Below are 22944 nucleotides of genomic sequence, written 5' to 3' on the forward strand. Positions count from 1 at the left end.
AATCGTTATGTTTATTTATATCTTTTTAGAAATACGCTTTAAAATCAGATAATCATCTAAAGCATATTTTGAGCAATCCATACTAATACCACTATTTTTAACACCTAAGTGAGGTAAATTGATATCGTACTTCACGCCATTTTGTTGTACTTCTCCAAACTCTAATTCCATAGCAATTTCATCTGCTAAGACATCATTTGCAGTAAATACATAAGAAGCTAAACCTGCGTCAGAATCATTGGCATATACCATTACTTCTTCTTTAGTTTTAAATTTTAAAACCACACAAACAGGTCCAAAAACTTCGTGCTGTAAAATAGGTGCTTTCGGGTTGTCCATGGCAATTACTGTAGGAGTATAATAGCATCCTTTCCCTTCTATTTTCTTGCCACCAGCTAGAATCTCTCCGCCTTGTGCCACACAATCGGCCACAAAGTTTTCTACAGATTTCAACTGAGCTAAGTTGGCTACAGGACCCATATCTGGGGTATTTTCTTTACCATGACCAAGCTTAGTGCTGTTTGCATTAGCAACTAACTTGTCTACAAACTCTTTGTAAACACCTTCTTGTATAAATAAACGGTTTGGTGCTACACAAACCTGACCGGCATTACCACCAAATTTTATTGCTGTTGTAATACCTACTGCATCTTCCATGTTACCATCATTAAACAATATAAATGGTGCATTACCGCCACACTCCATTGAGTAACGTTTAATTGATGTTTTTACAGATTGCTCAATTAGTTTCTGTGCCGTAAATGTAGAACCAATCATGGTTACCAAACGAGGAATGGTACTTTCGCATAATGGCACACCTACATTTTTTCTATTACCGCATAACACTGTTATTACCCCTTTAGGGAAATTGATTTCGTGTGCTAATTCTGCAATAATTAAAGAAGATATTGATGAAGACTCTGAGGCTTTAATTACAATACAGCATCCTGCAGCTAATGCAGGACCTAACTTAAAACCTAGATTTAGTAATGGGAAGTTCCACGCTAAAAATGCAGTTACCACACCAAGAGGTTGATACACCATTCTATGCGTATGTGTTCCAGCTCTGTCCTCAATAGAGAAACCTTCTTTTACACGCATTTCATCTGCGTAGAACTTTAAAGAATCTGTAATGCTTCCAATATCTTCTGCAGTTGCCTCCCAAGTTTTACCCATTTCAAAGCTCACTGCTGTACGTAATAAATCACTATTTTCTAATAACTTATTACGCAACTTATCTATCCATGCTAAACGTTCTTCTAACGGAAGTTTAGACCATATTTTAAAACCTGCTTCAGCTGTTTCTAAAGCTCTTTCTGTATCTTCTAGAGTTGCTTGTGCAACTTGTGCTATTGGTTCGTTATCATGCGGACATGTAGCATAAGCAATATCATTGTTTGCGCCGTCTACTAACTCACCATTAATGTAAAGTTTCTTTTTACCAAACTTCAACTCCTTCGCTTCTTTTACTATCGCTTGCATATCTTTCTAGGTATTCTTGATTTACGTCTACTCCTAAACCTGGTGTTGTAGGAATTAATATTTTTCCATTTTCCACTTTCACATCAGAGAAGGTTACATTATCTCTTAATGGATTCTCGGTTCTGTCCAATTCTATCATTGGAGCATCACCAAACATTCTGCCTGGGTTTTTATCTAAATTTGCTACAAAATGTACTGCCGCACTTATAGCAATCCAAGTACCCCAAGAATGAGGAACTATATCTTTATGATAAGAAGAAGCTAATGTTGCAATTCTTTTGGCTTCTGTTAAACCACCTGTAGCACAAATATCTGGCTGTGCAATATCTACAGCGTCTGCATCAAAAAGACGTTTGAAACCGTGCTTTAAATATTCACATTCTCCACCTGCTATAGGTATGTGTGTATTCTCACGTAATTTCTTATACCCTTTATAATCTTCTGGAGAAACAGGTTCTTCAAACCATCCGATATTATAATTTTTTAATCGATCACATAATTCCAATGCCTCTCTATAATTATAAGCATGGTTAGCGTCAATCATTAATTTAATATCTGGCCCTAATGCTTTACTCAATAAATCTACATAGAACACATCCTTTTCAATGCCCAAGCCTACTTTCATTTTAGCAGCCTTAAAGCCAAGTTCTTTGTATAGCTTTGCTTCTTTTACCAAATCATCTTCTAATGTTGGCGACTGCGTAAAGTAAAAACCTGTTGCGTAAGGGTGAATTACTGGATTTTTCACTCCTCCTAATACTACAGATACCGGTTGGTTAAACACCTTACCCTTAATATCCCAAAGTGCAACATCTATTGCACTTACAGCAGCTTGGAAAATTCCGCTACGTCCATAATCAAGAGAACGCATATACATTGTCTGCCAAATTTCTTCGTGCTCTAATGCATTTTTTCCTAGTATGAAAGGTTTAAAAAACTCAATTCCTGCTTTTAAAACATCTGCAGGACCGTAGCCTTCTCCCCATCCATAAGTTCCATCTTCCAACGTTATTTTCACTAAGCAAATTTTACGAGACGCATATTCCCATTGAGAGAAATAGAAGGGCTCTTCTAATTGCTGTGATATAACGTATGGTTTTATTTCTTTAATCTTCATGACATTTGATAGTAATATATTGATAATCAATTGCTAGTAGTATAGTTGTTTGTTTGTCGTTTAGTCGATGTTCAAAATGAACCTTGTTAGTCAAGTATTCATTTTGAACATATTAAAAAGATTGATTTAGTAATTGGCGTAACCAAGAATACAAACGGCTACAATCAACACTGCTAAACCTCCTAAAAGAATATTAAAAGGTTGTTTTGCTCCTTTCCATTCTCCTGATCTATATCCCCAAACATTACTAATAATTAATGCTAAACCAAGTAAGATTGGCCATCCGATAACAGGCCCTAAAGAACCCATTAAAGCTGCTCCCTGCCCGTAAACTCCTAAAGCAGCAAACCAGAATAAACCTGCTAAAATTGACCATTTATAAGCATTTCCGCTATTGGCTACCTTAAATGATGCCCAAGAATTGTTTTGTACTAATTTGAATAGAGCGTACCCTCCGTTCATAATAAATGCTCCAATTAACACAACTACCCAAGCTACTAAACTTGCATCTTTAGGGTCTGCACCATAATTGGCTACTGCAGATGCCGCAACAGGAGCTGCATTAGAGAAACCAACATTTAATGCTGCTGATAAAACACCACAAGCAGTTGCAATTGCCACACCTACTTTAATAGATTTTTTTGGAGCAGCCACCTTAGGTTCTGCCAACGTTAAAACATCTGCATCATCTTCTAAAGTATCAAAATCATTTGCTTCTTCTTCTCCATTCTGAACTGTATCTCTTTTGACCCCAGCAATAGCTGTAATACCAACCCCTACTAATAAAAGTGCAACACCGGCCAATACCATATTGATATTACTTGGCAACTGTTCCATTTGGAACAAAGGAATAAGTGATCCTACAGATGCTGCTAAACCCATTACAATACCGTATGTTATAGATATACCAGTGTACTCTACACTAATACCAAATAAAATACCGCCAATTCCCCAAAGGAAACCGTATATCATTGCCATCATTAAAACAGATGTATCTGTTCCGGCAATAATTTCGAATGTTTCTGGCACCACAATTAGAGACCAAATAATTGGAAATGCTATCATGGCTATAAACGAGTGGACTAGCCACCAATTTTCCCACTTTAATGGGGCGATATGTTTCATTCCAAGTCCGAATGTACCTTGAAAGAAACTTGCGAATACGATTAATGTAATTGCTAGTAAATTCATTTCTTTTATAGTTTGTAATAAAAAATATTAGTTGACTTTTGCAGGTGGCTTTCTAAACTGATCAAAACGATTTGCTGACCATTGCTCTTCTGCTGTGCGTAACATAAACATTGGGCGTTCTAGTTGCATTTCCCAAGCAAAAAGTTCTTTGAACATCTTATTTACCCTTTCTGGATATTTTGCTGATAAATCTTTTTGCTCACCCGGGTCTTGCTTAGTATTAAAAAGCATAGCTGGTCTATCTGGAAAACGCATTAGTTTCCAATTACCATTTCTTACTACACCTCTAGTTTCCCATTTCCAATACATGTATTCGTGTAAGTCTCCGCTTTTCCCACCATTTATGTAAGGAAGAATATCTACACCATCTATATTCTTAATATTAGAAGCATTCCCACCTGCAGCAGTGTAAAAAGTTGGTAACAAATCAAAGGTCATTACAGACTTTTCAAAGCGTGTATTTGGCTTTATTTTGCCTGGCCAAACCATAAAACCTGGTACTCTAATTCCTCCTTCTAACTGTGTTCCTTTCACTCCTGCAAAAGGAAAGTTATTAGATGCATTTTTGTCAGAAGGACCTCCGTTATCGTTAGAGAAAACAATTATTGTATTTTCTGTTAATCCTAATGCTTCTAACTTGTCTATTATTTGTCCACATGCTCTATCTAATGATAAAGTCATCTGTGCATTTTGTCTTCTTACACCTTCCAATTCAGGGTAGGTATCCTTGTCTTGAGGATCGATTTGCAAAGGTAAATGCACTGCATTAAATGATACAAAAGCGAAAAATCTTTCGTCTTTATGACGTTCAATAAAATCACATGCTTCATCTGCAAGTACATTTGTTAAATAGCCTTCGTGTTCTTCAAAATTTTCGAAACCACGTTCTAACCATCTTCCTTTACCTACATTCTTATTGTGTGGATCTTTCTTTTGCTCATCTGTATATGGGAAGAAACTTCTTGCTCCACCTCTAAAACCTACAAATTCGTCAAAACCTCTTTTAGTTGGGTGGTATTTATCTGCTTCTCCAAGGTGCCATTTACCAAAAATTGCGGTTTTATAACCTCTTTCTTGCAAATACTCTCCCATTGTTTTTACATTGGTAGGCACACCCATTTCATCTCCCAAAAATTTACTATTATCATCCATAATACCAGGAACGTTGTTTTCTATAAAACCATATCGTTGTTGGTATCTGCCTGTTAATAAACCTGCTCTAGATGGACCACAAACTGATGCTGTAACATACATCTGATCGAAGATGACTCCACCTTTTGCCAAGTTATCTAGATTTGGAGTTTTGTATACTTTACTCCCTTGAAATCCGAAGTCTGCATATCCGGCATCATCAGCAAACAGAAATACAATATTTGGCTGTTTCTGAGCTACCGAAAAAGTGGCTGTAATTAGGATTAGAAGAGTTGCTAAAAGAGTTGTTGTTTTCATTTCAGTAAATGCAAAAAATGTTATTAGTGTCGATAATTTCTAATTCAATCTCTGATTTTTAGCAATCGGATTGAAGTTAAATTCTAAAGTATATTTACCTGACGGATGTTGTTGGTATGGAAGTGGTTTTGCTTTCATTCCACCAACACCGGCCTGAAACAAATCTATGTTTAACGTGTAAAAACCTTGTTTCTCTAAATCAAAAGGATGTGTTGCTTGGTCAATATTATCAATAGAATACGGCCATACAGTAAAATTAAATAGCCCAGTGATGTTTAAACCGCCTTTTTTGTTTTCTGGCGTTAATTGCAACCAACGTACATCTGTTCTGTTTCCGTTCTCTTGCGGCATTACATAATTATAAAATAAGTCTTTAGTTGCAGTCGTGTACCTCCCAACTTTTACAGCTCTTTTTCTATCGGCATAACTAGCCCATGGACCATTACCAAAATAAGTTGTTTCAGAAAGTTCTTCAGGTATACCCATTGTCATTCCAAATTTTGGTATTTCTGGCAAAGATGGGTCCGCATCCAATTCCATTTTCACTCCTATGTTCCCATCAGTATAGATTGAATAGGTTGTACTTAAATTTATTTTATCAGTATATTTTTGTTCTACTTTAATAACCGATTTATCTGAATTTTGAAGCACCGTTTTCACATCAATTGTTTCTAAATTTTTAGACGCTTCTTTCCAAATTTTCATTCTTTTACCATATTTTCTAAAACGTCTATCATTATCTGTTAGAGGTCTCCAAAAATTAGGACGCATAGCTGATAATAGTACTTCCTTATCATTTTTTTTATAGGATATTACTTGCCCATTTTTCTTGCTGATTTTGATAGTAAAATCTTTACCAGAAATAAGTAGGTTATTCTCCCCATCTATAACATCTTCTGAAGCCTTTGATTTTGAAACGTATGGTAATTGAACTGCTTTTTTTAGCTGTAGATGTTCATAACCAATTTCATATCCTTTTTTACACCACTTTCTATCGTTTGTTTCGTGCAATGATAATCTTACCCAGTACTCTACGTTTTCTTTAAACTTGATCTGCTTATAGGGCAATGTAATTTTTGTAGATTGGTTTGCTGGAATATCTAAGTTTGTAATGCTACCTTTTTGGATCGCAATTCCTTCTTCTTGTACTTCCCATCGTAGCTCATAGTTTTTGAGATTGGTAAAATCAAACCTATTGATCACAATAACTTCTTTTGTATTTACTGCCTCAAAGGCTACAGGCTGAAATACATATTTTGCTTCCCAAGCATGTGGATTTGGTGTTCTATTAGAAGCAAAAACACCATTAATACAAAAGTTTTTATCGTTTGGTAAATCACCAAAATCACCACCATATGCATAATATTCTTTACCATTAGCATCTGTCTTTACTAACCCTTGGTCTACCATGTCCCAAATAAAACCTCCAATTAAACTTTTATGGCTTCTTACTACATTCCAATAATCTCCTAAAGTACCAAGTGCATTTCCCATTGCATGGTTATATTCGCACATAATCATTGGTCTGTCTATGTAGGGTGAAGTGGCTAAATTGGCTATTTGGTCAATACTAGGGTACATTCTACTAATTACATCTACATAAAATGGATCCCTTGGGTTAGCATACAAAGCTGCATTATTTATAGCTCGAATGTCTGCTTTTTCTTCTTTGTAATCTGGGTGAGTTGGGTCGCCTTGCGCACCTTCATAATGAATAAATCTTGTTGGATCGTAGTCTTTTACCCATCCAGAAGCAGCTGCAAACGCTGGTCCTGTACCCGCTTCATTACCTAAAGACCAAGAAATTACACAAGGGTGGTTTTTATCTCTTTCCACCATTCTAATAACTCGGTTAATAATTGCTGCTGGCCATGTTGGTTGCTGAGGAATGAATGATCCAAGTGCGTGGCATTCTACATTTGCCTCATCCATTACATAAATTCCATATTGGTTACAAAGTTCATAAAAATACGGGTCATTGGGGTAATGAGAAGTTCTTACCGCATTAAAATTAAACTGCTTTATTAGTTCAACATCTTTCTTAATATCTGCTCTAGTTAGTGCTTTCCCTCGTACAGGGTGATGATCATGACGGTTTACCCCCATTATTTTCACTTCCTTTCCATTAATCAGAAGCTCTTTATTTTGTCCAAAAGTGATTTGTCTAAACCCAATTTGTTGTGCTCTTGTCTCCACAATATCACCTTGGGGATTTGTAACAGCAAATACCAATTTGTATAAGTAAGGATCTTCTGCAGACCATTTTCTAGGTAACCTAATTTGTGTTTCAAGCATACCAAATTTATTGATATCCCTTTGTGGCCAACGTTCATTATAGATCTCATCTATAGAAATACTTAATGGTTTATCAAGTACTTTCTTATTTTCTGCATCATACAACTCAGCATTGATTGTCCATTTTTTTAAATTTTCTTTTTCATCTTTTACCCATACACGTGGTCGAATAGAAAGTTTAGCATCTTGTAATTGGGTATCAAATTTCGTTTTTACAAAAAAGTCATTTAATGCAATTTTTGGCTGAGCAAGTAACATCACTTCTCTATGTATTCCACTTAAACGCCACATGTCTTGATTCTCTAAGTAACTTCCATCACTCCAACGAAATACTTGTACTGCTAACTTATTTTTACCAGGTTTTAAATAAGAGGTGATATCAAATTCTGCGGCAAGTTTACTTCCTTGGCTATACCCCACTTTTTCTCCGTTTACCCACACATAAAATGCAGAAGACACCCCGCCAAAATGCAAAATAATTGATTCATCTTTCCACTCTGTAGGCATTTCAAAATATTTAATATAGCTCCCTACTGGGTTATCTCTATAAATAAAAGGTGGCTTTGGTGGCTGAGGCCCTCCTACTGCAGATTGCTTAATTGAGTTTTTAGAAAGTGCTATAATATTTGGTGTAAAAGGATATACCACATTAGAATAAATGGGCTGTCCGTAACCTTGTAATTCCCAGTTGGAAGGCACTATAATATCTTCCCAATCTTTAGCTTTAAAGTTGGTTTGATAAAAATCCATAGGCCTTTCAAGATCAGTATGTTTGTATTTAAATTTCCATAATCCATTGAGTGATTTCATTCGAGATTTTTCTCTATTTCCCTCAATTGCATCTTCTACAGAATAAAAGGAATAAGTAGGTACTCTGGCTACCATCTTATTTTGTTCAAACATTAATTCGTTTTCCCAATCATTTTGCTGGGCCAATAAAAAATTGGATAGTAATACTAAGTTCGTAATTAGAATAAATAGTCTTTCTTTCATTTTTAAGTTAAGTTTTGGTGTTCGTTTACACCGCTATTAGTCACACATTTAAACCACAAAAAAGTGCAATTGCTATAAACAAGTATAAGTGGTAAACTTTAAAATTAAAATCTACCACTTATACTAAGTTGATTACAGCTATTTAGTTCAGAAAATCTCTATAAATCACCCCACACTACCGGCATGAATACAGTCATTTCAGAATTTCCTCTGTTGTTCCAAGAGAAATATGGAACAAGCTCCGTTTTATATTCTACAAATTCAGGACGATCTATTGTTGTATAGATTTTGTCTGCTTCTTGATTTTTTCTTAGTAATAAAGATGCTTCAATAGTTGCTACACCACCTAATAAATCTGGCTTATAAGAAGCCGTTAAAGGTGCATTTCCTTGTACATAAACATCTAAGATCTTAGTTCCTTCAGGAAGATCAGGTGTTTCCATACAATAAACAACTGGACCTCTTTTAATTGCTACTTGGTTACGAGCTTCCTCAATTCTAGGGTGAGCTTCTACCAATTTAGCTTCCATTGGCATATCAATAGTGATAATATCACCTTTTTTCCATTTTCTATTTACTACAGCATATTTACCAGGAACTGCATCAACATTAGCAGCTTCTCCGTTTACTTTAATTGTAGTACCTTTTGCCCAATCTGGAATACGTAACATCATATCAAAAGGCTGTTTTTTACTTTTACCTACTGTTATGTTTACACTTCCTTCCCAAGGATAATTAGTTACTTGATTAAGTTCTAAAGCAGAACCATCTTCTAAGTGAGTTGATAAAGTATTACCACCATATAAGTTTATTGCAATACCATTTTTTGATAAACTATATGCCCAGTTAGATGATTTAGCAATAGTTCTCACTAAGTTTGGAGGACAGCAGAAACACTCTAAATATGGCTCTCTGTGAGGGCTTTCTGTATTGTGTTTTGTATAATCTCTAGATCCATCTACCATACGTAATGGGTTAGAGTAAAAGTAATCTTTACCTTCTATAGAGATACCAGATAAAGCACTGTTAAACAACACCAACTCCATCACATCTGCATACTTAGATTCTCCGTGTAAACCTAACATTCTATAAGAGAACATAGAGTTACAAACATTGGCACAAGTCTCGTTATATGCTGTCATGTTTGGCATCATATACGCATCAATAAAACCTTCTTCAATTTTATCTCTGCTTGTAGAAGCACCATAATGTGCCTGACCAACTGCACCTGTAACATACATTTTTTGTTCTGTTACATTTTCCCAAAGTCTATCTAACGCATCAACTAATTCTTTTTCTCCAGTTTCAGCAGCAACATCTGCAGCTCCTGCATAATAATACAATGCCAATACTGCATGTCCTACTGCTTCAGATGATTCTCTTAAAGGAATACGCTCTTGCACCATATCACCAATAGGATAACCTTCTGTTTCTGGAGTATCAACAACTTTGTATTTACCTCTATTATTGATAAAGATTTCTGCCAATTGTAAGTACTTTACATCTTTTGTTGTTCTGTACATTTCTACTAATCCCATAATTTGTGTTTGGTTAAAACCAAAACGACCGTATCTAGGATCTTCTGTATTAAATGTTGAGTAAAGTAAATCTGCATGTTTCTTAGCAATATCTAAAAAGTTACTCTGCCCTGTAATTCTATAATGAATACATGCTGAAGTTAATAAATGACCAGAATTGTACATCTCATGGTACTTACGGTTTTCATAACGGTCCACTTTTTCATTTAATTGAATTTGTGTTTGTAAGTAACCGTCTTCCTCTTGTGCTTTACCAATGATTTCTATGTAACCATCAATTTCTTTACGTAGGTTTTCGTCTCCATTTTGTGCATATACATACATTGCAGCTTCCATCCATTTATAGAAGTCACCATCGTGCCAACGCATACCTTTATGCTTACCTTCTTTCATTCCGGCAGCAATCTTAAAGTTATTTAAAGCATGGCCAACATCACCTGTTAGTACCTGCCCCATATATGGAACCATTGCGTGTTCTGCGACATCAAATTTATCTGCCCAAAATCCTGTAGTCCATTTACAGTCTCCAATATTAATACTTTTTAGTTCGACATTAGGAGAATCCTTTTGTCCTAAAATTCCTTTCTCTTGCCCAACAGACAAGTGTGACAATAGTGCTGTACACGCCACCAATACTAATTTCTTCATAATTGCGTATGTTATTCGTTTTCAGAAGGAGTTAGTTGTTTTTAATTAGTGCTACTCTCTAGTTAAAAACAACTAAGTTCGCTATTAAATAATCTAAGTATATCAGTCTTTTTTGTTGAAAAAATTAAAGGAAAGGTTATGTGTTTTAAAAAATCATTCAAGTTTTCATTTCTTTCAATTCGTCAATTTCTTTTCCTTTAATCAACATTACAAAACTAGTTATAAGTGTATTTTGGGAGGTTGTTCTGAATTAATAAAATGTTTCATATCGTAAAGGGGACGTAAAGTCACGTAGTTGGTATTGTATATCACATTTTAGAGATAAAAGGGATAAATCCCATATTTTTAATAGCACATTATTACACTAAAAAAGTATCTTTCTGTGTGAACGGAAAACAACAAACACCTTAAACAATCATTATTAATAGGTTTTTTAAGTAGCCTTCCAAAAACTTGTAACACAAAATTTATTTCAACACTCCTTATGAAAGATTGTATTATCCCTAGATGTTAAAAAGAATAAATAGTAATTGTTCAGATTTTGTCTAGTTTTAGTAGTAGGTTTAGAACACTACCTATTCATTTAATCAAAAAAATTATTTATTGTACATACGGCTTTTAATAAAAAAAGTCGAATAGTTTGAGAAGATTTATCAATACTATTCGACTGCCAAGAAATTAGAAATTTTTATTTATCTAATTCTCCAATTGTGCTCTATTTCCTTTCCAACCTTGATCTAATTGTACTGTTAATTTTGCCACTAAATCAGGATTCGATTTTGCAATATTTACGGTCTCATTAGGGTCTCTAGTATGATCATACAACTCAATATATAACGGTGCAGACTTAGGTTGTTTTCTGTTTTTCCACAACACAAATCTATATCGATCTGTACGCATTGAATACCCCATTAAATCGTTCTCAAAAAGAGACCTGTCCCATTTTTCTTTCATTTGATCTTTAATTTCTTCTTCCACTTCTTCTATTAGAGGTCCAAAATAGGTTTCTCTCATTCCTTCTGAAAGTGGGTTTGCTGCCCATTCTCTTAAAGCTGGTGTTGGATATTGACTAAAGGCCGCTTTTTTCCAAGGTTGTTTTGGATTTTCCATTAACGGAACTAATGACTGTCCTTCTAAATGTTCTGGTAATGATAATCCCGCTAAATCACATAAAGTAGGATACATATCTACAAGTTCTACCAAAGCATCAGATTTTACACCAATACTTTTCTGAGATTGACCTGGTGCTTTAATAATTAATGGCACACGTGTAGCAATTTCATAATTTGTTGCCTTTCCCCATATACCCATTTCTCCTAAATGGTATCCATGATCTGACCAAAGCATAATTACTGTGTTATCTAAAATACCTTGTTCTTCTAGGGCTTTAATCATTTTACCAACTTGAGCATCTACATAACTTGCCGTTGCTAAGTAAGAATGTAATAAATCTGTTGCAAGCTCTTTAGGAATATCACCTTGTTTTGGAATATTTGCACGAGTTCTCAACTCAAAAGAAGCATGTAAACCAACCGTAGCACCATCTAAAGGAGCTTTATCTTGCTGAGATAAATGGATATCCTTTCTATCGTATAAATCCCAATATTTTTTTGGAGCAATAAAATTTAAATGAGGAGAGATAAATCCTAATCCAAGAAAAAATGGTTTATCAGGATTCTCTTCTAACATTTGTTTCATATTGGCAATAGCAAGGTCTGTATTCATTCCATCTAAATATGTATTATCTGGAACATCTACACATTCAAAAGCAGGTCCTAAACCTAAGCCATATTTTGCTTTTGCTCCATACTTTGCTTTCATTTCGGCTTTGTTCTTCTTGTATATTTCTTGATTATCAGGATCTACATAACCGCCAATTAAATTCATTTTATACCCAAGGAGTTGCTTATTTGGGTTTCTAGACCAAGATTTTTCCTGATCTCTATATTTACCATGATATACTTTACCACAATACATTGTCTCGTAGCCATTTTCTTTAAAATGCTGAGGCAACGTAATTATATCTGGGTTTTCGTCTCTAAAATAAGTGTAATTCTCTATTACATTAATTGTTTCTGGTCTAGCTCCTGTCATTAAACTAGCTCTTGATGGGCTACAAATTGCTTGTTGACAATATGCTCTGTTAAATTGTATTCCTTCCGACGATAATTTATCAATGTTAGGGGTTACAGCTAGTTTAGAATCATAACAACCAAACTCTGGTCTCAAGTCATCTATTGAGATAAATAATATATTTGGTTTTCTTTCTGGAGCTGTCTTCTTTGCAACTTTTGAGCAAGAGAAAATCACTAGACTCAAAAGAAATAAATGAATATACGTCTTCATTTTTGTAGTGAATTAATTAGTGGTATTTAATAGATTGCTTTTATCTGCCCACCCAAAATTAGTAGTATTAAGAGTGGGCAATTATTTATAAATTATTCCATATCACTGGTAACCAAACAGACATTTCAACTGTTCCTCTATTACTCCAAGCATAATATGGTATTAATTGGGTGCTATATTTTTCAAATTTTGGTTTAGCCAAAGAAGTATACATTTCTGTATCTTTTTTGTCTTTTCTAATCATTAAGTCTGCTTTTATTACAGATAAACCTCCAAGAAGTTCCGATTGATATTCTGCTTTATAATTGGCATTCTCTGGTAAGTAAACATCCATAATATCTGTACCTTTTGGTAAGTCGGTTGTTTCTACACAATACACAATTGGTCCACGTTTTACAGCTACCTGATTTCGTGTTTGCTCAATCTGTTTATGCCCTTCCATCAACTTAATTTCCATTGGCATCTCAAGAGTGATTTTGTCTCCTTTTTTCCATTTTCTATTGATTACGGCATACGTTCCTTCAGACACCTCTTCATTTTGTTTTTTTCCATTGATATAAACCGTCGTACCTTTTGCCCATTCTGGAATACGTAACCTAAAATCAAAAGCTTCCTTTTTACATTTTTGTATAGAAAAAGTAACTGATCCTTCCCACGGATAATTGGTCTCTTGTTCTAAAACTAACTTTGATCCATCCGTTAATGAAGTTTCTAATTTATTCCCTCCATATAAATTTACAGCCACACCGTTATTTGTTATGCTGTATGCCCAACCTGCAGATTTTGCAATTGTTCTAACTAAATTAGGCGGACAACAGAAACAATTTATATACGGTTCTCTGTTTGCTGCTTCTGTAGATTTGTAATCACCTGTATGAGCATATCTTCTGAGTGGGTTTACATAAAAATAATCTTTCCCTTCTATAGAAATTCCAGACATTGCCGAGTTTAATAATACTAATTCCATAACATCAGCATATTTCGCATCTCCTTTAACCCCCAACATTCTATAGCTAAACATTGCGTTGGCAATATTTGCACAGGTCTCGTTGTATGCAGTGGAGTTAGGCATATCGTAGGATGGTAAAAAAGCCTCATGAACAGTATCTTTTTTCTTAGATAACCCATGATGCGTTTGTCCAACTGCACCTGTGATATACATTTTATGGTCTACAACATCTTCCCAAAGTCTATCCAAAGCATCAATCAATGCTTTTTCTCCTGTTTCAGAATACACATCAGTTGCACCTGCATAAAAATACAATGCTAAAACTGCATGACCGACGGCTTCTTTAGATTTGCGAAGAGGTGTTCTTTCTTGCACCATATCACCCACCATTTTTGGTCTGGTATGTGCATCTACAACAGGTTTAGATTTACCTCTCATATTTATAAATAGCTCAGCTAATTCTAAATATCTAGGGTCTTTAGTTGTTCTATACAACTCTGTTAATCCCATTATTTGAGACTGATTAAAGCCAAAGCGTTTTAAAGAATCTGGCTGAGGGGTGAATGTAGCGTACAGATAATCTGCATGTTTAACTGCTATATTTAAAAAGTTCTCTTGTTCTGTAATACGATAATGAATACATGCACTATTAATTAAATGGCCACTATTATACAACTCATGATATTTTCTGTTTTCCCATCTTCCTTTTTCTGTTAAGGTTACTTGAGTAGATAAATAACCATCTTCCTCTTGGGCGGCTCCAATAATATCAATTAAAGTATCTAATTCGGCTAAAAGTTTTTGATCATTATTTTCGGCATAGATGTACATTACAGACTCCATCCATTTGTAAAAATCTCCATCATGCCAAAACTCTCCTTTATGGCTTCCCTCCATCTGCCCTGCTGCTTTCTTAAAATTATTAAGTGCATGGCCAATATCTCCTTTTAAAATTGTACCCATATGAGGCACCATTACCTCTTCACAAACTTTGTGTTTGTCTGCCCAAAAACCATTTGTCCATTGGCACTCCCCAATACCTGTACTTTTAAATACAACCTGAGGGCTATTTGCGTTATCTGTTACACCTTGTGCTAAAAGTATATTTCCTGTTAAAATTGAACAGATAGTTAGTAAAAAAAATCTACACATAATCATTCTAAAATTTCGTAAGTATCATTTCAATCAGTTAAGAATTTGTAGTCACTTTTCTGATGTTTTGTTATAAGTAAATGTATGTGGAAAACGAGTTATTTGATTACCTATCTATCAATCTGATGTTTCTTTACGTAAATTTATTTGTAGTGTACGTCAAACTTAAAAATCTGCTACTTAAAAACGTTTTTATAGGGTGTTTTTTGTCTCTCTCCATATATATTAATTGATGAAACTCCCTCTCTCACCCTATATTGTTTGTGATAGAAAATAGTAGTTGCAATTATGTATCAAATAGTAGTTTGGTGTGGTACTCTTTTTATTAGGTAGAGTTGAGAATAAATAATAAAAAAATGGATGCTTCCTAGAAAGAAACATCCATTTCAATAGCCGATAACTCAAGTAAAAAATCTTCTTATTTAAAAAATTGAGTAATCGATATAATCAAAATTTAAATAAACCAGAAGAAATTCTAAATGGTTTCTTCTGGCTTTTAATTTATGGTCGAGCTTCAATTGCTTTACAATCAAAGTTATCTAAATAGAATTCTAATGCTCCAGTATTAGGAACAGGATCAACCACTTTTAATACTAATTGACGTCGCCCTCCAGCTAAATCAAAATGTACTATTTGCGTAATTGTTACCCATTCTCCTTTAGTTACTGAAGAGATATTTGGTGTATAATCAATTTTATCACCATTAGGTAGAGAAGTATCTTGGAAACCAGTGATTAACCCACCAGTAAAATCTACTCCTTCAGGAATATAAATATCAAAAGTAAATAGATAATCTCCTGCAGCGTTTTTCATACCGTTGTTCCAATCTTTTCCTGTATGCTCGTTATGGATTGAGAACAATGTAGAAGCTTGAACTGTTCTATCGTCACTCTTATAAGACATACTTGCTGTGCGGTCAGAAGCAAAATCTGTTGATCTAGCCCATTTTTTTATGTCAGAATCTTGACCTCCATCTTGGTACCAACCTTCTGCAAAAGCATTTCCTAAACCAGCAGCTTCAATTTCAATACTAATCATATCTGCATTTTCGAACTCGTTTACAGAAGTAATATCCATTACTACATTCTCTGCTTCGAATGCTTCCATTCCCATACCTGTAGAAGTTGTAATTCCACCCGTACCTGCATAAGAAATTGTAATCTGATCTGAGTTGTATGTTGTTTCTGCAATTGTAAGGTTAATTACATTATTGTTAGCAGCATCTATTTCTACATTAGAAATTGACGATGTTGATGAATAACCATTTGGATTTGTAATACTTACAGTAAACTCACCAGCAGCCGAAGGAAGAATGTTACCAACTGCAACAGATGTTTCGAAAGAAACCAATCTTGATGGTAATTGTTGTATTGCAGAAGTTTTTAATAATGCTTCATCCACATTTATCATTAATGGAATTTTCACCTCTTTATTATTATCTGGAATACCAACAACACCGCTACGTTTTACAACAACCGAACCTGCTTCGAATGGGGTTTGTACAGATGAATAAACTACATCAGCAGCTTCATCGGTATATTCTCCAAATTCTGTATTAAGAAGTTTCCACGTTCTAGCATTTGTTAAACCTTTTTCTGTTGTATCTACAAAACGAAGTGTTTCATTAATTTTTAAAGATACTGTTTGCCATTTGCTATTGTCTGTAGGAATGTCATCTCCATCGTTGAATGTAAATATTAAATCATCACCTTTATATACTTCATATTGAGGTCTAATTTCTGGTGCTGTAATATTTAGTTTTAATGGAATTGTTTTCTGAATTGTTTGTGATAACGCTTGAGTTGACCCCTGACGAATAGATTTTAATGCACCTGCACGTCCTGTACCCGTTTTAGAAGGAGTAACCTCAAATATTCTATTTTTACTGATAGTATCTAAATAAGATAAAGTCCACTCAGTATCTGTTGGTTTACCCACTGTAGTCGTATCCACAAAAGTAAGAACATCTTCTCCTGCAATTAGATCAATTGTTGGCCAATCAGAATCATCATTTCCATCTACAATTTGAGAATGAGGAACGACTAAAACCGTATCTGTATTGTTCTTTAATACATATAAAGCAGGTTCAACGTTTGCATAGACTTCTACATGAAACGCTGTATCAATAACCCAAATACCTGGATTTGTTGCATGAGGAACAGCTTCCATTTTATGGTTTAAACCATTGTGTGTTACTTTCTTATCAAAAGTATTGTATAAACGTACTTTATGAATGCCCGCTTCAGGGAAGTAAACGTGAACTGTTAAGTCTTCACTTTTCTTTCCTTTTGCTTCATCAATAAAAGGAGTTAAATCTAAATCGTTTTTACTAAAATCTCCTGATAAAAAACTTGAGCTATCTTCGATTGTCCACTCATGGAATAATAACCCTTGAGAAACATCCATAAATGAGATGTAATCATCTATAGAAATCTCTAAAGTATCTTTATGTTCTTCAGAAAGTGCCCAAGAAATTGCTCTCGCTTTCTGATCATCTGGTATTTGATCTAAATCTTTTTCACAAGAGATAAACATCGTTGCGAAAAAACCGATAAGAAGAAGATATATATAATTAAACTTTTTCATGTTATGTGTCTTTTAGCCTTTAACACCTGGGTTAGTAGATGTCTCTGAAGTTGGAATTGGATAAAAATCATGTAGCGATGGTACATAATTCATTAATGCTTGCTCTCCGTCTACAATTTTGTAGTTAGGACGTGCAGTGAATTCTTTTTCTGGAAAAGGGTGTGTATCTCCACCAGGAATAATACTCGAGTTCCAAAGGGTTTTCTTTGAATATGTTCTTGCCTCCTTATAGTGAATCACCCAGTAATTTTGACTAGAAATTCTCTCATAATTATCTTTGATAACATTCCATCTTCTAAGATCAATCCATCTAGTTTGGTGTCCTTCTACAGAAAGTTCTAATGGCTTTTCAACATACATTAAGTGTTCCATTAAAGAAGTTTGTGAATATGTAATTCCATCATACGTTTTGCTTGCATCTACTGATGGCCCTAATAACTCTAAGCCCCAACGTCCGCGTACTGTATTTAATAATACTAAAGCATCGTTAATTCTACCTTGCATAATTCTACATTCTGCTAGGTTAATGTAGGCTTCAGAAAGACGGTTAATTACTACATTTTTAGCAGATCTTTGGTTACCCATTGGGTTATCTCTTTCGTTATCCAAAATATCGAAATTACTAAACTGCTTGTAGTAAGCAAATTCTGGAGAACGTGCTCCTCCTGCTTTAAAAGGATCTGCTTCAGATACAGAACCCATTCTATAATAATCTGTCAAATCATCTTCTGCTACAGCAACCATTGCCGAAGCTCTCATAGAAATTCTTCTTGGATACTCAGTACCTTCTACTTCAACAGTGTTACGAGCATCCAAAGGATCTAGCTTTTCTGTTTTATAAGCATACGCTACCCAACCTACAGGAATAGAATTTCTATTTCCTCCATACGCTTGAGGAGAAAAGATTGCTGCCCATCTATTTTGTCCGTTTACTTCGTCCCAATTATTTAAATCAGGTCTTACTTCGTTAGAATAAGAAACTTCAAAAATTGATTCTTTATTATTAGCTCCAGCGTTTGTGAAGATCATACTTAAATCTGTTTCTAAAGCATAACCATAATTATTAATTACATCATCATAATAATATGCTGCAGAATCGTAATTAGACCCATTTACAAAATCAAGTAAAAAAGTATTTCCTAAAAGCATTGCTGCCGTACCTTTTGTTACTCTATTCTCGCCATTATAAGGTGTTTCTGCGTTGTATGCCACAGGCAGGTTTTCGTAGGCAAATCTTAAATCTGTTCTTACAAAGTTTAAAACAGAATCTGCAGAAGAAACCGTTTTGTACATATCATTAGCGTCAGTCCAAGTATCTCTAATAATAACTTCTCCGCCATTAAAAGCTTGGTGAGCATAAAAGTGATATACCCCTCTAAGAAAACGTGCTTGTGCCATTTGTAGCTTCCAAGATTGTTCTTCTTTATAAGGCATCATGGTTTCGAATTGAAGACCATGAATTACTTGGTTTGCTTTAAAAATACCTGCATAAATTGCTGCCCACTTTTTATTAATCTCATCACTTGTTTCAGTGTATGTATGGTTATAGTAAGCAACTAATCTACTTGTAGGTGTTGGACGATCCATTCCTGGATATCCTAAATCTGAACGACAAGCTTCTTCTCCAAAGTTCCAAACAAAATGGTTCATTAAAGAGGCATAAGCTGCCGTCAGTCCTGATTCAGAATCATCAAGACTTTGATAAAAATCTACTTTTGTAGTTTCGTTTGGATTGATTTCAGTAAGGTAATCATTACACCCTATTACTCCACCTAAACAAACAAATATTGTAAGACATCTAAAGATGTTTGATATATTGAATAATTTCATTGTTATAGCTTTTTTAGAAGTTTAATCTGAATCCACCAGAGTATAAAGCAGTAATTGGATAATTACCTTTGTCTAATCCTCTTGATGACACTCCATTACCACCAATTTCAGGATCGTAACCTGTGTAATTTGTAAATGTAAGTGCGTTCTGAGCTCTAATAAAGAATCTCATGCTACCAATTCCAGCCTTCTTAATACCTTTACCGTTAAGTGTGTATCCAAGTGTAATATTCTTTAATCTTAAGTAAGATCCATCTTCTAACCAAAGGTCTGTATCTCCTCTAAAATTAGTAGTACCTTGTTTTAAATCACCTCTATAAGCAGGTATATCTGATGTAGGGTTATCTTCTGACCAAGTATGTATCTGATTAACATGTCTACCTTCTGAATAAGCCATTAACTTACTACCGTTCATAATTTCATGTCCAATAGCCGCATACCAGTTCATCATAAAATCCCATCTTTTATATCTTAAAGAAAGAATAAAACCTGTTTCGAACTGAGGTAAACCACTACCAGAATATATTTTATCCTTCTCTGTAATCTGACCGTCACCATCTGTATCTTGAAGCATTAGATCTCCCATTCTAGCAGCAGGATTTACCTTTTGATAATCTGCTAACTGCTCTGCAGATTTAATAACGCCTTCATTTTTATATAAGAAGAAAGCTCCCGCTTCGTATCCTTTTGCAAACACTGTAGCTCTGGATTGGTTTACCGCACCCCATATCAAACCTTGGTCTGCTGTATAAACAAAATCTTCTGAGTTCATGTTAGTAATCTCGTTTTGATTACTAGAGAAAGTACCCGTTAACGTCCAGCTTAATTTCTTAACTCTTCCTTTATAACTTAATGCTAGCTCATATCCTTTATTGATCATATTACCAACATTTAGTGTCACTAATTTATCATTGTTATACCCTGCCGATGCTCCAGCTGAAGAAGGAGATTCTATTGGGAATAACATATCTTCTTTAGTAGTGTGGTAAACGTCTGCATTAAAAGTTAAACGGTTTTCAAAAAATGCTAAGTCAATACCAATGTTATTCTGTATAGATGTTTCCCATTGAATATCTGGGTTAGCAAAAGATGCTTGTGCTGCACCATTATAAACTTTACCATTAAATTCGTAATCAAAGCCACGACGCATAGTTGGTAAATCTGAATAAGGTCTAAAACTCTGTCCTCCAACATTACCATGCGATGCTCTAATTTTAAAGCCATTCACAACAGTTTTTGCTCCTTCAAAAAACTTCTCTTCAGAAACATTCCAACCTAAAGATGCAGAAGGGAAGAATTTGAACTTATTGTTCTCAGAAAATTTAGAGTTACCATTGTAATTACCACTAATCGATACTAAATATTTTCCTTTATAATCGTACTGCAAACGACCAATTGTACCAATAATTTTATATACATAATTAAATCCTGGTGTAACCGATGTTTCTAATGAAGCTGAACCAAAACCTGGCTTGTTGTTATCAACAATTCCTCTTCTCATTACACCATGGCTTTGGCCACTGTACTCTTCTAAAGAACCACCTAGAAGTGCAGAGAAGTTGTGATTTCCCCATTTTTTCTTGAAGAAGAATCTACCATCCCAGCTATATCCAACATTTCTTTCTACATCCTCTTGATAATATGAGTTATTCGGATCAGAAAATTCTCTTCCTGTATTTTCATTTACAATCTTAAAGTGAGGATTTAATCTAGATCTGTATCTATTCATGATATTACCACCTGCATTTGTAGTAAAAGATAACCAGTCTGTAAAATCGTATTGAATACTAATGTTACCAGACATGCGGTCTCTATCTTCAAAATCTTGGAAGTATAACGATTGATACAAAAAGTTAGCTTGCACTGCTTCTTGATCTGATGAACTTTCATAAACATCCTTAGATGGATCTAAAGGAGCCATATAAGGTTTATATCTAATTGTTTGCGTTAATAAATTACCAGAAGGTCTTTGTCTTTCTTCTGTTGATAATGCCAATGAAGTAGTAATTGTCCACTTATTTTGTTTGTAACTAGAACCACCACGTAGGTTAAATCTTTTAAACCCAGAGTTGATAACATTACCTTCTTGGTTGTAATAACCACCTGCTAAATTGTATTTCAACCCAACATTTGATCCACCTGTTAAATTGATGTTATATTGTTGTGTTGGTGCATAATCTCTAAAAACTAAATCATCTAAATTATTGTCGTTTTTAAAGTTGTTCTTATTTCTTTGCACAAACATGTTAATCTCATCATCAGAAATGCCTGGATTAATTGCTCTTTGCTCTAAGATATCAAAATATGCTTGTTGAGAAGTATTCATTACAGGTGTGCTCGAAGTAATTTTCTTTACCCCATATAACCCATCAACAGAAACTTTTAAATTACCTGCATTACCTTTCTTTGTAGTAATTAAAATTACACCGTTTGCACCTCTTGTTCCGTAAACTGCACAAGAAGCCAAATCTTTTAAGATATCCATCGACTCAATTTCGTTAGGAGAAAGTCTTGGATCTCCATTTTGAGGAATCCCATCTACTACATAAAGTGGTTGGTTAGCACCATCTACGTTAGAAACTGTCCCGACTCCACGAATTTGAATTACGGCACTTTCACCCGGAGCACCAGATGCAGACGTTACACTAACACCAGCAACTTGCCCTTGTAAAGCTGTGCCAATATCAGCCGAAGCAAAATTTTCTAAAGCTTCTGATTTTACATGTGCTACTGCACCAGAAACTTCTTTCTTTTTCTGTTCACCGTATCCAATAGCAACCACCTCGTCTAGCATCTCCACATTACTTTCTAAAGATACGTTCAGAACAGATTCATTTGATACTGTTAATACTTTGGTTACCATACCAATAAAAGAGTACTCTAGTACATCTCCATTTTTTACCATGATAGAATAATTACCGTCAAAATCAGAAATACCACCTTGTGATGTTCCTTTAACAATAACATTCACCCCCGGTAAGGGTAGCTTGTCTTCTGCCCCTATAACCTTTCCTTTAAGGATTTTTTCCTGAGCTGACACATCATAAGCAGTGCTTAGTGTTAAGAGCAGTGTCGTAAAGAGGAGTACTCTGGAAAAGTAGATTTTAAATAAGTAAATCTTCATTTTGCATCTCAATTAAAAATTACATTTAGCTAGGGAAACTTTAAAAAAGTAGTGTAGTTGTTGTAAAGAAAAAGTTCCTTAACTCAAAAAAGTATTTCATTCCAATAGTTTGTTAGATATACTATGATTACCGAGTAATACGATGCATATAGTTTTCTTTTATGATGATTAAATAGCTGCGTTTGTTGAATAAATTGAACTATATAATCAATAGTATATCCTAAATATTAACCTAAGAGTAAAT

General features: G+C 34.6%; 11 protein-coding genes. All 11 read right to left on the reverse strand.

Annotated features, from left to right (window positions below; genetic code table 11):
* Positions 1-15: 15 nt before the first annotated feature.
* The 11 genes from KM029_RS26025 to KM029_RS26075 all read right to left on the reverse strand — a co-directional run bounded on the left by KM029_RS26025 (position 16) and on the right by KM029_RS26075 (position 22700).
* Positions 16-1482 carry an aldehyde dehydrogenase family protein gene (locus KM029_RS26025; protein WP_144077333.1) on the reverse strand — a complete coding sequence of 489 codons (1467 nt, stop codon included), beginning with the start codon at positions 1480-1482 and terminating at the stop codon, positions 16-18.
* A complete protein-coding gene (locus KM029_RS26030; protein ID WP_144077334.1) occupies positions 1439-2599 on the reverse strand; it encodes a mandelate racemase/muconate lactonizing enzyme family protein in 1161 nt (386 codons plus the stop codon). Before KM029_RS26030 ends, KM029_RS26025 begins: the two co-directional genes overlap by 44 nt.
* Before the next feature lie 126 nt (positions 2600-2725).
* Positions 2726-3790, reverse strand: coding sequence for an L-rhamnose/proton symporter RhaT (locus KM029_RS26035; RefSeq protein ID WP_144077335.1), 1065 nt, complete (start codon positions 3788-3790; stop codon positions 2726-2728).
* 27 nt (positions 3791-3817) lie between these two features.
* Positions 3818-5239, reverse strand: a complete 1422-nt coding sequence (locus KM029_RS26040; RefSeq protein WP_144077336.1) for a sulfatase-like hydrolase/transferase — start codon at positions 5237-5239, stop codon at positions 3818-3820.
* A 39-nt stretch (positions 5240-5278) separates the two neighbouring features.
* Positions 5279-8527, reverse strand: coding sequence for a glycoside hydrolase family 2 TIM barrel-domain containing protein (locus KM029_RS26045; RefSeq protein ID WP_144077337.1), 3249 nt, complete (start codon positions 8525-8527; stop codon positions 5279-5281).
* Between the two features lie 158 nt (positions 8528-8685).
* Complete coding sequence (locus KM029_RS26050; protein WP_144077338.1) at positions 8686-10713, reverse strand: glycoside hydrolase family 127 protein; 2028 nt, start codon at positions 10711-10713, stop codon at positions 8686-8688.
* A gap of 696 nt (positions 10714-11409) precedes the next feature.
* The gene (locus KM029_RS26055; protein ID WP_144077339.1) at positions 11410-13059 is read right to left on the reverse strand and encodes a sulfatase; all 1650 of its coding nucleotides are present in this window, start codon (positions 13057-13059) and stop codon (positions 11410-11412) included.
* 85 nt (positions 13060-13144) lie between these two features.
* Positions 13145-15160, reverse strand: a complete 2016-nt coding sequence (locus tag KM029_RS26060) for a glycoside hydrolase family 127 protein (protein ID WP_144077340.1) — start codon at positions 15158-15160, stop codon at positions 13145-13147.
* 501 nt (positions 15161-15661) lie between these two features.
* Positions 15662-17746 (reverse strand): hypothetical protein, encoded by a 2085-nt coding sequence (locus KM029_RS26065; protein ID WP_144077341.1) that lies wholly within the window; start codon positions 17744-17746, stop codon positions 15662-15664.
* 12 nt (positions 17747-17758) lie between these two features.
* Positions 17759-19576, reverse strand: a complete 1818-nt coding sequence (locus KM029_RS26070; RefSeq protein ID WP_144077342.1) for a RagB/SusD family nutrient uptake outer membrane protein — start codon at positions 19574-19576, stop codon at positions 17759-17761.
* Between the two features lie 13 nt (positions 19577-19589).
* On the reverse strand, positions 19590-22700 hold the full coding sequence (locus tag KM029_RS26075; RefSeq protein ID WP_144077343.1) for a SusC/RagA family TonB-linked outer membrane protein: 3111 nt from the start codon (positions 22698-22700) through the stop codon (positions 19590-19592).
* Positions 22701-22944: the final 244 nt, after the last annotated feature.

It is taken from the genome of Flammeovirga kamogawensis (assembly GCF_018736065.1).
GTDB lineage: Bacteria > Bacteroidota > Bacteroidia > Cytophagales > Flammeovirgaceae > Flammeovirga > Flammeovirga kamogawensis.

What these genes read in the sequence shown, in the direction of transcription:
- KM029_RS26045 (WP_144077337.1), bottom strand. Translation starts at nt 8,527, where the DNA reads ATGAAAGAAAGACTATTTATTCTAATTACGAACTTAGTATTACTATCC.
- KM029_RS26070 (WP_144077342.1), bottom strand. Translation starts at nt 19,576, where the DNA reads ATGAAATTATTCAATATATCAAACATCTTTAGATGTCTTACAATATTT.
- KM029_RS26055 (WP_144077339.1), bottom strand. Translation starts at nt 13,059, where the DNA reads ATGAAGACGTATATTCATTTATTTCTTTTGAGTCTAGTGATTTTCTCT.
- KM029_RS26025 (WP_144077333.1), bottom strand. Translation starts at nt 1,482, where the DNA reads ATGCAAGCGATAGTAAAAGAAGCGAAGGAGTTGAAGTTTGGTAAAAAG.
- KM029_RS26030 (WP_144077334.1), bottom strand. Translation starts at nt 2,599, where the DNA reads ATGAAGATTAAAGAAATAAAACCATACGTTATATCACAGCAATTAGAA.
- KM029_RS26035 (WP_144077335.1), bottom strand. Translation starts at nt 3,790, where the DNA reads ATGAATTTACTAGCAATTACATTAATCGTATTCGCAAGTTTCTTTCAA.
- KM029_RS26050 (WP_144077338.1), bottom strand. Translation starts at nt 10,713, where the DNA reads ATGAAGAAATTAGTATTGGTGGCGTGTACAGCACTATTGTCACACTTG.
- KM029_RS26075 (WP_144077343.1), bottom strand. Translation starts at nt 22,700, where the DNA reads ATGAAGATTTACTTATTTAAAATCTACTTTTCCAGAGTACTCCTCTTT.
- KM029_RS26040 (WP_144077336.1), bottom strand. Translation starts at nt 5,239, where the DNA reads ATGAAAACAACAACTCTTTTAGCAACTCTTCTAATCCTAATTACAGCC.
- KM029_RS26060 (WP_144077340.1), bottom strand. Translation starts at nt 15,160, where the DNA reads ATGTGTAGATTTTTTTTACTAACTATCTGTTCAATTTTAACAGGAAAT.
- KM029_RS26065 (WP_144077341.1), bottom strand. Translation starts at nt 17,746, where the DNA reads ATGAAAAAGTTTAATTATATATATCTTCTTCTTATCGGTTTTTTCGCA.